General features: G+C 71.9%; 14 protein-coding genes and 1 riboswitch. Of the genes, 3 read left to right on the forward strand and 11 right to left on the reverse strand.

The features are described 5' to 3' along the window. The first annotated feature begins 1 nt into the window (after position 1). Together MMF94_RS13340 and MMF94_RS13345 are read left to right on the forward strand one after the other, a co-directional pair. Positions 2 to 1105 carry an FUSC family protein gene (locus tag MMF94_RS13340; RefSeq protein WP_241036690.1) on the forward strand — a complete coding sequence of 368 codons (1104 nt, stop codon included), beginning with the start codon at positions 2 to 4 and terminating at the stop codon, positions 1103 to 1105. Positions 1106 to 1323: 218 nt separating this feature from the next. After that, on the forward strand, positions 1324 to 1986 hold the full coding sequence (locus MMF94_RS13345) for a lysophospholipid acyltransferase family protein (RefSeq protein ID WP_241036691.1): 663 nt from the start codon (positions 1324 to 1326) through the stop codon (positions 1984 to 1986). Here MMF94_RS13345 and MMF94_RS13350 read toward each other — a convergent pair. The 7 genes from MMF94_RS13350 to MMF94_RS13380 all read right to left on the reverse strand — a co-directional run bounded on the left by MMF94_RS13350 (position 1962) and on the right by MMF94_RS13380 (position 7370). Beyond that, positions 1962 to 2792, reverse strand: a complete 831-nt coding sequence (locus MMF94_RS13350) for an urease accessory protein UreD (protein ID WP_241036692.1) — start codon at positions 2790 to 2792, stop codon at positions 1962 to 1964. The two genes, MMF94_RS13345 and MMF94_RS13350, sit on opposite strands and share 25 nt — an antisense overlap. A gap of 4 nt (positions 2793 to 2796) precedes the next feature. Then, positions 2797 to 3504 (reverse strand): urease accessory protein UreG, encoded by a 708-nt coding sequence (ureG, locus tag MMF94_RS13355; RefSeq protein ID WP_241036693.1) that lies wholly within the window; start codon positions 3502 to 3504, stop codon positions 2797 to 2799. Then, positions 3494 to 4177 (reverse strand): urease accessory protein UreF, encoded by a 684-nt coding sequence (locus tag MMF94_RS13360; protein ID WP_241036694.1) that lies wholly within the window; start codon positions 4175 to 4177, stop codon positions 3494 to 3496. Before MMF94_RS13360 ends, ureG begins: the two co-directional genes overlap by 11 nt. After that, entirely contained in the window at positions 4177 to 5907 is a 1731-nt protein-coding gene (locus MMF94_RS13365; protein WP_241036695.1) for an urease subunit alpha, read from the reverse strand. The genes MMF94_RS13360 and MMF94_RS13365 overlap by 1 nt, the downstream gene beginning before the upstream one ends. Next, a complete protein-coding gene (locus MMF94_RS13370) occupies positions 5904 to 6278 on the reverse strand; it encodes an urease subunit beta (RefSeq protein ID WP_241036696.1) in 375 nt (124 codons plus the stop codon). Before MMF94_RS13370 ends, MMF94_RS13365 begins: the two co-directional genes overlap by 4 nt. Before the next feature lies 1 nt (position 6279). Continuing rightward, the gene (locus MMF94_RS13375; RefSeq protein WP_241036697.1) at positions 6280 to 6582 is read right to left on the reverse strand and encodes an urease subunit gamma; all 303 of its coding nucleotides are present in this window, start codon (positions 6580 to 6582) and stop codon (positions 6280 to 6282) included. A 71-nt stretch (positions 6583 to 6653) separates the two neighbouring features. Beyond that, entirely contained in the window at positions 6654 to 7370 is a 717-nt protein-coding gene (locus MMF94_RS13380) for a hypothetical protein (protein ID WP_241036698.1), read from the reverse strand. 53 nt (positions 7371 to 7423) lie between these two features. Between MMF94_RS13380 and MMF94_RS13385 the strand changes: the two genes are divergently transcribed. Continuing rightward, the gene (locus tag MMF94_RS13385) at positions 7424 to 8704 is read left to right on the forward strand and encodes an adenylosuccinate synthase (protein ID WP_241036699.1); all 1281 of its coding nucleotides are present in this window, start codon (positions 7424 to 7426) and stop codon (positions 8702 to 8704) included. Between the two features lie 257 nt (positions 8705 to 8961). Here the strand turns inward: MMF94_RS13385 and MMF94_RS13390 are convergent, their stop codons facing one another. The 4 genes from MMF94_RS13390 to MMF94_RS13405 form a co-directional block, all read right to left on the reverse strand. After that, positions 8962 to 9486 (reverse strand): universal stress protein, encoded by a 525-nt coding sequence (locus MMF94_RS13390; RefSeq protein ID WP_241036700.1) that lies wholly within the window; start codon positions 9484 to 9486, stop codon positions 8962 to 8964. Between the two features lie 183 nt (positions 9487 to 9669). Next, positions 9670 to 9733, reverse strand: a riboswitch (Fluoride riboswitch). 53 nt (positions 9734 to 9786) lie between these two features. Next, positions 9787 to 10983, reverse strand: coding sequence for a MarP family serine protease (locus MMF94_RS13395; RefSeq protein WP_241036701.1), 1197 nt, complete (start codon positions 10981 to 10983; stop codon positions 9787 to 9789). Between the two features lie 273 nt (positions 10984 to 11256). Further along, positions 11257 to 11955 carry an NUDIX hydrolase gene (locus MMF94_RS13400; RefSeq protein ID WP_241036784.1) on the reverse strand — a complete coding sequence of 233 codons (699 nt, stop codon included), beginning with the start codon at positions 11953 to 11955 and terminating at the stop codon, positions 11257 to 11259. Further along, complete coding sequence (locus MMF94_RS13405) at positions 11946 to 12608, reverse strand: TlpA family protein disulfide reductase (RefSeq protein WP_241036702.1); 663 nt, start codon at positions 12606 to 12608, stop codon at positions 11946 to 11948. The genes MMF94_RS13400 and MMF94_RS13405 overlap by 10 nt, the downstream gene beginning before the upstream one ends. Positions 12609 to 12620: the final 12 nt, after the last annotated feature.

The following is a 12620-nucleotide window of genomic DNA, read 5'->3' on the forward strand; positions in this document are numbered from 1 at the left end:
CTTGCCGGCGGCGGTCCGGCTGGACCGGCTGGACGTCCGGCTCCGGCGTGCCACCCAGCGGCTGCGGGCGTCCGCGATCCCGATCACACAGTGCGCGGTGGCGGCGGGGCTCGCCTGGTTCGTCGCCCACGACCTGATCGGTCACCAGCGGCCGTTCTTCGCGCCGATCGCGGCCGTGATCAGCCTCGGCGTGTCGCTGGGCAACAGGCTGCGCCGCGTGGTCGAGCTGGTCCTCGGGGTGAGCCTCGGTGTGCTGGTGGGCGACCTGCTGATCTCCGCGATCGGGAGCGGCGCCTGGCAGATCGTCCTGGTGGTCGGGCTCGCGATGGCCATCGCGGTGTTCGCCGACGGCGCCACGCTTCTCGTGGCCCAGGCCGCGTCGTCCGCGGTGCTGGTGGCGACCCTGCTGCCACCCGGTCAGCAGGGCGGGATCGACCGCTGTGTCGACGCGCTGATCGGAGGCGCGGTCGGTGTGCTGGTCGTGGCCGTCCTGCCGACGGATCCGGTGGGCCCGGTCCGCCGCCAGGCTCGTGCCCTGCTCGACGAGCTGGCCACCGTGCTCGACCTGATCGCGGACGCGCTGCGCAACCGCGATTCGGGTGCGGCCGCCCCTGCACTGGAACGGGCACGGGCCAGCCAGCCGCTCATCGACGAACTGCGTGCCGCCCTGCGCGCGGGGCAGGAGGTCACCGCGGTCTCGCCTCTGTTCCGCCGACGTCGCCGGGTCCTCGGCCGGTTCGCGGAGCTCGCCGAGCGCGCCGACTACGCGATGCGCAACGCCCGCGTGCTCGGCCGTCGTGTCTACGTCGCCCTGGAGAACGACGAGCCCGTCACGCCGGAGCTGCCCGACCTCCTGGGCGAGCTTTCCTCGGCCGTCCGGGCGCTGACCGACCAACTGGGGCGTGAGGGCGACCGGGAGCGCGCCCGTGAGCCGGTGCTGGACGTCGTCCGGCACTCGTCGGAACTGTCGGACGAGTGGACTGGTGGGCCGTCGGAGCAGGTGATCGTGGCGCAGCTGCGTTCGATCGCGCTGGACCTGCTGCAGGCCACCGGCATGACCCGTGCCGAGGCCCGCGAGGCGATGCGGCACCAGCCCCAGCCGTGACGAGATCGGCAGCCCGACGGGGCCGTGAGCGAGGAGTGCCGTCTGCGCCTCAGAGCCACCGGAACGCCGTGCGAGCCGTCCCCGGGCAGGACGGCCGAGTGGGCACAGCACGTGATCGGACCGGCCTCGGTTCGGCGATATGAGCGCCATCCGGGTGATCGTGGGTCCCGATTGCCGCGCTACGGGAACCTGTCGAGCACAGCCGACGTTCTGTGCGCGTGCATCTGGTCGTTCGCTGGCTCCTCGCACCGTTCGTCCGATTCCTCTACCGCCCGGTCGTGCACGGTGCGGAGCGGATCCCTCGCTTCGGTCCGGTGATCATCGCGGCCAACCACCGGGCCGCCGTCGACACCGCTGTGATCGCGCTGACCGCGGGCCGTCCCGTCTCGTTCCTCGGCAAGGCCGAGTACTTCACCGGCACCGGGCTACGCGGCCGTGCGTTCGCATCGTTCCTCTCCGCGCTCGGGTACGTCCCCGTCGACCGTGCCAACGCCAAGGCAGGGCTCGCGGCGCTGGAGGCCGCCCGCACCGTGCTCGACGACGGGGGCGCGTTCGCGATCTACCCCGAAGGCACGCGCTCCCTCGACGGCCGGCTGCACCGCGGCCACACGGGCGTGGCCACGCTCGCGCTGAGCACGGGGGCTCCCGTCGTCCCGGTCGCGCTGATCGGCACCGAGCGGGTGCAGCCCGTCGGCGCGCGCTTCCCGCGCCTGCGCCGTGTGACGGTCCACTTCGGCGAGCCGCTCGACTTCTCCCGCTACGAGGGGCTGGAGGGCTCGGGCATGATCCGTCGCGCCGTGACCGACGAGATCATGGACGCGATCGCCGGACTGTCCCACCAGGAGTACGTCGACACCTACCACGAGCGCCCGGCGGCCTGATCCAGCGAGCCGGAGCGCTCCGGCGCCGCCGGGACCAGCGCGGTCACCATCGCCCCGGCCCAGCCGGGGTGGCCGGCGATGGCGATGGCGAGGCCCCGCTGCGCCGTCACCGCGTCGGGGCCCACGGACGTGGCGAGCGATCCACGGCAGGCGAGCGGGGTGAGCGACCACCACGGGCCGGCCAGGCCGGGGTGGGGGTCCTCGCCCCACACCAGCACCTCGGTGGCCAGCACGCGACGCTCGGCGAGGTGGGCAGCAGATGCGTGCAGGTCGGGGTCGCCCAGTTCCTGCTCCTGCACCAGCAGCGGGCGGCCTGCTGCGGCGTCGACCACCCGCGTGAGCCCGCGGAAGCGGCCCGATGCCTCGCCGCTGCGGCCGGCGACCAGCACCTCGCGGCAGCGCATCCGGGCTCCGGCGCCCAGCTCGGCGTGCAGTTCGGTGCGGTGGTCTGCGCGACGGGTGACGACGGTGGGCTCCGGCAGGTACTGGACGCCCGCCCCGTCGCCGATCCGTAGCCGGACGACGAGCCGGCTGCTCGCACCGGCGCCCTGTCCCGGCAGCGCGACCGTGGCGGCCACCCCGGTGAGCACGAGGTCCGCTCCCGGCCCGACGACGACCTCGAGCCCCACGTCGTCACCGCCGAGCGGTGTGGTGGCCGAGCCGACCATGTGGACGGTGGCGGCCGGGGAACGGGCCGCGGCGGCGCCCCGCCGGGGCAGCAGAGTCAGCGGCGGCTGCGACTGCAGGTCGCGGATGACACTGCGATCACCGTCCTTCTCGACGACGATCCGCGCTCTGGCCAGCACGGCGTCAGGCCGCGGGGACCCGCACGGCGGCGAGCTGCGCGAGCACCCACTCGGCGACGTCGGAGGCGGCCGGGTCGATCACCAGGGACTGCGCGATCACCGGCAGCTCTCCGCGCATGCGGTGCGCATCGGCGGTCATCACGGCGAGGTCGGCGCCGACGTACGGGGCGAGGTCGACCTTGTTGATCACCAGCAGGTCGGCGGTGGTGACGCCGGGACCGCCCTTGCGCGGCACCTTGTCCCCGCCCGCCACGTCGACGACGAAGATCTGCCGGTCGATCAGGCCGCGGCTGAACACCGCCGTCAGGTTGTCGCCGCCGCTCTCCACGAGCACCAGGTCCAGGTCGCCGAACCGCTCCTCCAGCAGTTCGACGGCGTCGAGGTTGGCTGTGATGTCGTCGCGGATCGCCGTGTGCGGGCAGCATCCGGTCTGCACGGCCTCGATGCGGTCGGGAGTGAGCACGCCCGCCCGGCGCAGGAAGTCGGCGTCCTCGGTGGTGTAGATGTCGTTGGTCACCACGCCGAGGCGCAGCGTCGGCCCGAGCGTGCGGGCGAGGGCCGCCACCAGCGCGGTCTTGCCGCTGCCGACCGGGCCGCCGATACCGATCCGCACCGCCCTCCCGGACGGGGTCGGCGCGATGTGTGGGTCGGGCTCGGTCGCCGTCGGGTCGAGCGAGTGCCCGTGGCCGTGACCATGACTACTAGCTGACAAAGAGACGCACCTGCTCTCCGTGATGGTGGATGTGGGCCTGGGCCATGAGGTCGAGGACCGGCGCGCCCGGTGCGGGCAGCCGGTCGGGCGGCAGCGTCGCGGCGTGCGCGGCCTGAGCCACAACGGCGTCGAGCACAGGGCGCAGCGCGACGATCGCGGCGTTCACCGCCAGCGGGTCGAGCCCGAGCAGCCGCACCGCCGCCGAGGCCGGGCCGCTGATCGCGAGGTACGCCACGCACTGGGCGGCCTCGGCCGGCGTGCCGCCGTCGATGCCGACGACGGCCCCGACCAGCAGCGCGTGATGAGGGCGGGGTGCCACGGCACAGAGGGCGTCGAGCGCGGGCGAGGGCCAGGAGAGCCGGGCAGCGCGCAGGGCGGCCCGGCCCTGCGCGCGTGACGCGTCGCGCTGGGCCGCGGCGGGTGTGCGTGCGTCCAGTTCGGCGTCGAGCCCCGCCCAGTCCGCGGCCGGGCTCGTCGCCGCCACCACCGCGGCCGCCGCGAACGCAGCGCCGACGAGCCCCGCTGTGCGCAGGCGCCCGGACAGGAACGACCCCAGCTCCGGCACGCCGGTGAGCAGCCCGCGGGACACCGCTTCCTCGAGCCCGCCCGAATGGGCGTGCCCGCCGCCCGGAAACCGGGCGTCGGAGAGGGTGAGGGCGGCCAGGCTCGCCATCAGAAGAGGAAGTAGCGCTGGGCCATCGGCAGCTGATCGACCGGTGCCGGCTCGATGAGCTCACCGTCGATGCGCACGGCGAAGGAGTCGGGGTCGACCCGCACGTCGGGCATGGCGTCGTTGCCGATCATGTGGTTCTTGGTGATGGCGCGGGTGTCGGCCACGGGCACCGGGCATTTCGCCAGTCCGAGCCGTTCGAGCGTGCCGAACTCCATCGCCGCGGACGCCACGAAGTTCACGCTGGTGGCGGCTGCGACGGCGGGCGCGGCGCCGAACATCGGGCGGGGCAGCACGGGTTGTGGGGAGGGGATCGAGGCGTTGGCGTCGCCCATCTGGGCCCAGGCGATGAACCCGCCCTTGAGCACCAGGTGGGGGCGCACCCCGAAGAACTTGGGGTCCCACAGCACCAGGTCGGCGAGCTTACCGATCTCGACCGAGCCGATCTCGTGGGCCATGCCGTGGGCGATGGCCGGGTTGATCGTGTACTTCGCGACGTAGCGGCGTGCGCGCAGGTTGTCCGCGCGTCCGTCGCCGGGGAGCGCGCCGCGGGCGGCCTTCATCACGTGCGCGGTCTGCCAGGTGCGGATGATCACCTCGCCGATGCGGCCCATGGCCTGCGAGTCCGAGCTCATCATCGAGATCGCGCCCATGTCGTGCAGGAAGTCCTCGGCGGCGATCGTGGTGGGCCGGATGCGGCTCTCGGCGAAGGCGAGGTCCTCGGGCACGTTCGGGTTGAGATGGTGGCAGCAGATGAGCATGTCGAGGTGCTCGTCGATCGTGTTGACCGTGTGCGGCCGGGTGGGGTTCGTCGAGGACGGCAGGATGTTGGTGCGCTCGACGATCTCGATGATGTCCGGGGCGTGCCCGCCGCCTGCGCCCTCGGTGTGGAACGCGCTGATGGAGCGGCCGGCGATCGCGTCGAGCGTGGACTGGACGAAGCCGGCCTCGTTCAGCGTGTCGGTGTGGATGGCCACCTGCACGCCGGAGGCGTCGGCCACCCGGAGGCTGGCGTCGATCGCGGCGGGGGTGGTGCCCCAGTCCTCGTGCAGCTTGAACCCGCCGGCCCCCGCGCGTAGCTGCTCCCACAGCGCATCCGTGCTGGTGGTGTTGCCCTTACCCATCAGCAGCACGTTGATCGGCAGGTGGTCCATCGCCTGCAGCATCCGCCCGATCGAATGCGGGCCGGGCGTCACGGTGGTCGCCTTGGTGCCCTCGGCTGGCCCCGTGCCGCCCCCCGCGAGCGTGGTGAGCCCGGTGGAGAGCGCGGTGTCGACCAACTGCGGGCAGACGAAGTGGACGTGCGGGTCGATCCCACCGGCGGTGAGGATCATGCCGTTGCCCGCGATCACCTCGGTGGACGGTCCGATCACCAGCGCGTCGTCGACACCGTCCATCGTGTCGGGGTTGCCTGCCTTGCCGATCCCGGCGATCCGCCCGTCGCGGATGCCGACATCGGCCTTCACCACGCCCCAGTGGTCCAGCACCACGACGCCGGTGATGACGACGTCCGGCGCGCCTTCGGCGCTGGTGCGCTGCGACTGGCCCATCGACTCGCGGATCATCTTGCCGCCGCCGAAGACCACCTCGTCGCCCGAGGCCGGGCCGCGGCTGAGGTCGTCGGTGACCTCGATCAGCAGGTTGGTGTCGGCCAGCCGGATCCGATCGCCCACGGTGGGGCCGAACAGGTCGACGTAGCGGGAGCGCTCGATCGCGGACACCGGCTCGGTCATGCGTCACTCCCGTAGGCGAGCGGGCCGGGTTCGTGGCTGCGTTCGTCCAGTGCGCCGGCGAACTCGACGCGCAGGCCGTGGACGACCCGCGCGCCGGCCAGCGGCACCAGCGTCACCTCCCGCTCCACCCCCGGCTCGAAACGGACGGCGGTGCCGGCCGGAATGTCCAGGTGCCGGCCCCATGCCGCGGCCCGGTCGAATTCCAACCCGAGGTTGGCGGCTGCGAAATGAAAGTGTGAGCCGACCTGTACCGGTCGATCTGCCGCGTTCGTCACCACCAGGGTGATCCGACCCCGCCCCGGATTCAGCGGAATGTCCCCTTCGCCCAGAATGATCTCGCCGGGATCGGCCGACGCGCCTCCGCCCGCCACGTCAGGCGATCGGGTCGTGGACGGTGACGAGCTTCGTGCCGTCGGGGAACGTGGCCTCGACCTGCACCCGATCCAGCATCTGTCCCACCCCGTCCAGCACCTCGTCACGGGTGAGGACCTTGCGGCCGCTCGACATCAGCTCACTGACACTGCGGCCGTCCCGCGCGCCCTCCAGGACGTGATCGGTGATCAACGCGACTGCTTCGGGGTAGTTCATCCGCAGGCCACGGGCACGGCGGGAGCGCGCGACGTCCGCTGCGACGTGGACGAGCAGCTTGTCGCGCTCCTGGGGAGACAGGTGCATTCAGCCAGTTTTGACCGGGATTGTTAACGGGATGGATCAGCGATGTTTCGTGACTTCCCCGCCGTCACCCGTCAGGGGCGCACGAGCAACCAGTCCTGCGTGTGGCGGTACCAGGTCCAGCGTGGCACCTGGCGCGGATGGGCCACTCCGTCGTTGATGACGGTGGCGGGCTCGCAACCCACCTGCACCGCTCGGCCCAGCGCCGAGCCCCGGCCGTGCGGCGCCCTCGGCGCCACCGCGCGCTCGCGCCCGTCCGGGGTCCGTCCGGTCCATCCGGCGCGCACGGCGATGCCGGCCGGGCCCGGCGTGACCACCAGCCGCCGCGTCCTGCCGCGGAGCACCAGAACCGAGTCGCAGTAGCACTCGCCTGCGAGGTCGTGAATTTCCGCACGCCCGACGAGCACCCCACCGGCGTCGTCACGGACCAGGGGGACGGGTGACGCCGCACCGGTGAGCGCGAGGCGCAGTGCGTTCTCCCCGGTCGGGAGGCCCCACGTGGCGGTCGCCGCCGACCGGGCGGAGGGCAGGTAGGCGACCTCGACACCCAGCCGGTCGGTGCGCAGCAGCCGTGTCAGCACGGCCGCGAGATCGGCATCGGTGCCCGCCACGACCACTCGCTGCGGCTCGTGTTCGGCGAGCACAGGGTCGACAGCGGTTCTGTCCGGTCTCGTGGGCAGGGCGACTTCGGGCACCCCGGCCACCAGACCACTACTGTTGACACCAAGCGGACGTGCCTGCCCGTCATCCGAGCAGGTCAGCAGCACCACTGTGGAATCGATCGTGCTCACGGGATCGGTTACCCTCCCCGCCGCGGTGATGGGCATAGGACTGGAGTTTTCACATGCCGGCGATCGTGCTGATCGGCGCCCAGTGGGGCGACGAAGGCAAAGGCAAGGCCACCGACCTCCTCGGGGGGCAGGTGCAGTGGGTGGTGCGCTATCAGGGCGGCAACAACGCCGGCCATACAGTAGTGCTGCCCGACGGACAGGACTTCGCCCTGCACCTCATCCCATCCGGGATCCTCACGCCAGGCCTGCGCAACGTGATCGGCAACGGCGTGGTGGTGGACCCAGGTGTGCTGCTCGACGAGCTCTCCGGCCTCGAGGCCCGCGGTGTGGACACCAGCAACCTGCTGATCAGCGCGGATGCGCATTTGATCATGCCGTACCACGTGGCCATCGACAAAGTCACCGAGCGGTTCCTGGGCAAGGCCAAGATCGGCACCACGGGCCGGGGCATCGGGCCCGCCTACCAGGACAAGGTCGCTCGTGTGGGCGTGCGAGTGGCCGACGTCCTCGACGAGAAGATCCTGCACCAGAAGGTGGAGGCGGCCCTGGAGTTCAAGAACCAGGTGCTGGTGAAGGTCTACAACCGCCGTGCGCTCGACGTCGACGAGGTGGTGGACACGGTGCTCGCGCACGGCCGCCGGTTCGCCGACCGGATCGCCGACACCCGCCTGCTGCTCAACCAGGCACTCGAGGCCGACGAGACGATCCTGCTGGAGGGTTCGCAGGGCACCCTGCTCGACGTCGACCACGGCACCTACCCCTTCGTCACCAGCTCGAACCCCACCGCCGGTGGTGCGGCAGTGGGCTCGGGCATCGGCCCCAACCGCATCACCCGGGTCATCGGGATCCTCAAGGCCTACACCACGCGTGTCGGCTCCGGTCCGTTCCCCACCGAGTTGCTCGACGCCATGGGTGAGCAGCTGCGCAAGGCGGGCGGCGAGGTGGGCGTCACCACCGGGCGGCCGCGCCGCTGCGGCTGGTTCGACGCCGTGATCGGCCGCTACGCAGCACGGGTCAACGGGATCACCGACTTCTTCCTCACCAAGCTCGACGTGCTCTCCGGGCTGGAGAAGGTGCCGATCTGCGTGGGCTACGAGGTCGACGGGAAGCGGATCGACGAGATGCCGATGACCCAGACCGACGTGCACCACGCCGTGCCCGTCTACGAGGAGCTTCCGGGCTGGTTCGAGGACCTCTCGGGGTGCCGCACATTCGACGACCTCCCGGCCGCGGCGCGCGACTACGTGCACCGCATCGAGGAGCTCACGGGCGCGCCTGTCAGCGCGATCGGCGTCGGCCCCGGCCGCGACCAGACGATCACACGCGACGTCTGAGCAGCCCTATCGGTGCTGGTCAGCGGGCTGCCGACCGGTCGGCGGACGAGCGGCGCGTTCGCGCGACAGGTCTGGGCGAACGAGCCGTTCGTGCGGGGAGCAGCTGGGGTTCCGGGGCTCGGGGTTTCGGCTCCCGAGTGAGTGTCGGACCGCGACGACGTCGCACCAGCCCGCTCTCGGTCCCGAGGCATAGGTCCCCGGGCGGGCGCGCGGTTCAGGAGATGCCGCCCGGGGTCCGGCTTGTTGATGTGGCCGTGTCAGGTGAACTGTCCGGGCGGGACGACGAGAACCGGACGGTGCTGGCGCTCGATCAGGGCGTGTGAGACCGAGGGTTGGACGAGGCGGGCGAGGGTGGCTCGGAGTCCTTCGCCGCGGGTGCCGACGACGATCATGAGTGCGTTGTGCTCGTCGGCCGCCGCGGCGAGCGCCCTGACCGGGTTGCCTCGGCAGGATTGGTAGGTCCATGCGAGGCCGCTCCGGGTGAGGGCGGCTTCGACCTGGTGACGCTCTTCGACGAGGGTTTGCTCGCCTTGCTCCTCCCAGTCGGCGGCATCGGGGTCGATGGGGTAGTCGTCGAGGACCACGGCGTGGACGACGTGTAGTTGAGCGCCGAGCCGGCGTCCGAGTTCTGCGGCGACGGCGAGGGCGTGGTCGCTCGCGGTGTCGCGGCAGTGTCCGACGATGAGGGTGTTGGCCGGGTTCTTGCTCGGTGTGGCGGACACTCTCTCGGGTTGTTCGAGCAATGCGGTCATGTCCGCGCTCCAGTTGTCGTGCACCACCACGTGTGTTGGGTGTGCGACTCGGATCGTTGTAGTGCGGCTCTTCCGGCGGGGTGGCGGTGTTCCGGACAGCGGTGCGTGCACCCGCGCTGTGATGCGGCGACGAAGGACGACGGCAAGCCCTGGTGCTGCGGGGCGGGGAAGTGGGGAACTTTTGCTGTCATGTCCTACCTCCAGAGTCGAACCCTGTTGGTAGGAGCTATCAGCCCGTGGTGGGCGGTCAACGGCGAGCCCCATCGCCTGTGACCCACAGCATAAACCTCGCTGGGTCTTCGTGCGCGCTTCCCGCAGCAGCGACGCGGCTCAGGCCGCGCAGTTGCCCGTGTTCACTTCGCTGCGCAGTCCGGATGCGGCCTGCACGACGCGCGACACCTGGTCGACGGTCAGGACGAACCCGGTCTCCTGGTCGTCGAGGGCGGCGCCGAAGACCACACCGATCACGGTGCCGTCGGGTGCCACGAGCGGGCCGCCGGAGTTGCCCGAGCGGACCACGGCCCGCACCGTGTACACCTCGCGGGTGACCTCGCCGTCGTCGTAGATGTCGGGGCCCTTCAGGTTGATCATCGACCGGATCTTCGCCGGGGTGGCGGTGAAGGGCCCGTCCAGCGGGTAGCCGAGCACCACGGCGTCGTCGCCCGGCTTGGCCGGCTGTGGGTCGAACGTCAGCGGCTTCGCGGCCAGGTCGGGCACCCGCAGCACCGCGAGGTCGACGCGCGGATCGTAAGACACCACCTCGGCGCTCAGCTCGACCGTGCGGCCGCGCCTGTTCACCACCTCGACGCCGGTCTCGGACGTGCCCGCGACGACGTGGGCGTTCGTGAGCACGAGCTGAGGTCCGATCACGAACCCCGTGCCCTCGAGCTGGCGGGCGCACGACGGGGCGCGGCCACGAATCTTGAGGACGCTGCTGCTCAGGTTCTCGATCACCGGGCTCTGGGCGAGCGCCGGATCGGGCGGGCCGACCTCCGTGATCGGTGTCTCCGCGAACGGGCTGAGCACGTCGGGGAAGCCGGAGTTGTTGAGCAGTTGCCGCAGCTCCGCGGGCAGCGCCTTGGCCCCTGCCGGCATCACCGAATCGACGGCACGGAGCACCTCCGAGCCACGGACGCCCGAGGCGAGGCCGGGGAAGCTGGCCGAGGCCAGCGGCAGCGCGACCAGCCAGGCCGCGATCACCACGGTGACGGCCTGCAGCACAGAGCCCAGCGTGGAGTCGACCTGCAACGAGCGATGGCCGGTGATCCGGTCGCGGATCCGGCGCCCGAAGAAGACACCGGTGGTCTCGCCGAGGGCCACCAGCAGCACCACCACGACAACACTGACGATGACTCGCGTGGTGGGCGCCTCCACGCCCGCGGCCAGCAAGGGCGCCAGCCGGACCCCGAGCACCGCCCCCGTGAGCACCCCGACGAACGACAGCAGCGCCACCGCCATGCCGTGGCGCCAGCCGGAGACGGCCGCGATCAGCGCCAGCGCCAGAACGACCGCGTCAACCCAACTCATCGCATGACCTCGCTGCGCTCGGTCGGCGCTTCGCTGGGGCGCTCTATCGATGGTGCGCTCGCGCGCTCGCTCACGGGCATGACGCCGCTGTGCTGGGTTGGCGCTGCGTTGGGGCGCTGTGTTGGTGGTGCGCTCGCGCGCTCGCTCACGGGCATGACGCCGCTGTGCTGGGTCGACGCTGCGTTGGGGCGCTGTGTTGTTGGTTCGCTCGCACGCTCGCTCATCGCGCCGCCTCGCTCCGCGCGTCCAGGCCAGCCCCCCGGGGCCCCGCGCTCATGATCCTGCGACCTCCTGCCGACCGGCCCGTGCCGCCGACCACGCTGCGCCTAAATCGTCCACCCGTGTGGTGTCCCAAGGGCGCGCCCAACCCCCCAGATCCAACAGGGCGGACAATAAGCCCCCCGTGAACCCCCACACCAACAACCCCGCTACGACGAAGGCGGGGCTGCTGGTACCAGAGGGATTACGCACCGTGATTCTGTTGGCGGGCTCGGCCAGATCGACGAGCGGCACGCGCACCACGGCTGCGGTCTCCGCCGCGTCGACCGCGTGCACGGCGACAGGGCGTTCCCAGTGCGCGAGCACCGGGGTGACGACGAAACCCGATGGCGGGATGAACAGTTCGGGGAGCACGGCCAGCGGAACGACCCCTTCGGGTTCCACGCCGGTCTCCTCCTCGGCCTCCCGCAACGCCGTGGCGACCTCGTCGCGGTCGTGCGGGTCGGCGCTGCCGCCAGGGAAGGCCACCTGACCGGCGTGGGTGCGCAGAGAGCTGGCCCGCTCGACGAGCAGCACGTCGGGACCGTGCACCTGGTCCTCACCGAACAGCACCAGCACGGCGGCCCGGCGGGCATCGGCGCGGGGCCGGATGCGGTGGTGGCTCAGCGTCTCCGCGTCGGCTTCGCCGATCCGGCGGAGCAGAGGTGAGAGCCATTCCGGTGCGCGCTCCGGCTGCAGCCGCGTCACGACGATCCCTTCGACAGCCGGTCCACAGCGGCCGCGACCTCGTCGGCGCTGCGGAAGGGGATGGGTGGATCGACCCTGACGACGCTGCCGTCGGCGCGCACGACGTAGGAAACGGGCAGCGCGGGCGGGATGCCGAGGGCGCCCCGAAGCGCGCCGTCCGGGTCGGTGACCGAGGGCAGCGTGACCTCGGTGTCGCGCAGGAGCGCCAGCGCGGCCCGCGGGTCGTCACGCTCGTCGATGCCCAGCACGGGGACGGCACCCGGCCGGGCCGCGTACTCGGCGAGGGCCGGGAGCTCGGCGCGGCACGGCCCGCACCAGGACGCCCAGACGTTGATGAGAGCCGGACGCCCGGCGAGCGCGGCGCCGACGTCGACGTGGCCGGGCGCGCCGAGGCAGGGGACGGTGACACCGGCCAGCGGCCCGGCGGCCGGAGCGCCGCTGCCCGAGGGGCACGGCTCGATGCGTGCGGCGGCACGCAGCGGAGCGAGCTCTGAGTCGGGTACGGAGACCGGCTGTGGTGCGGTGGGCGCCTCGCGGGCGGTGGAGGGCTCGGATGCGCTGCGCGGCCACAGCGCGAACACGGCTCCCGCGGCGAGCAGAACGACGACCAGGGTGGTGACCAGCTCCGATCGCCGGACCTTGAGCTGCTCACGGCTCACCGCTGCGCCTCC

Origin of the sequence: Pseudonocardia alaniniphila (assembly GCF_022524485.1) — a bacterium.
Taxonomy (GTDB): domain Bacteria; phylum Actinomycetota; class Actinomycetes; order Mycobacteriales; family Pseudonocardiaceae; genus Pseudonocardia; species Pseudonocardia alaniniphila.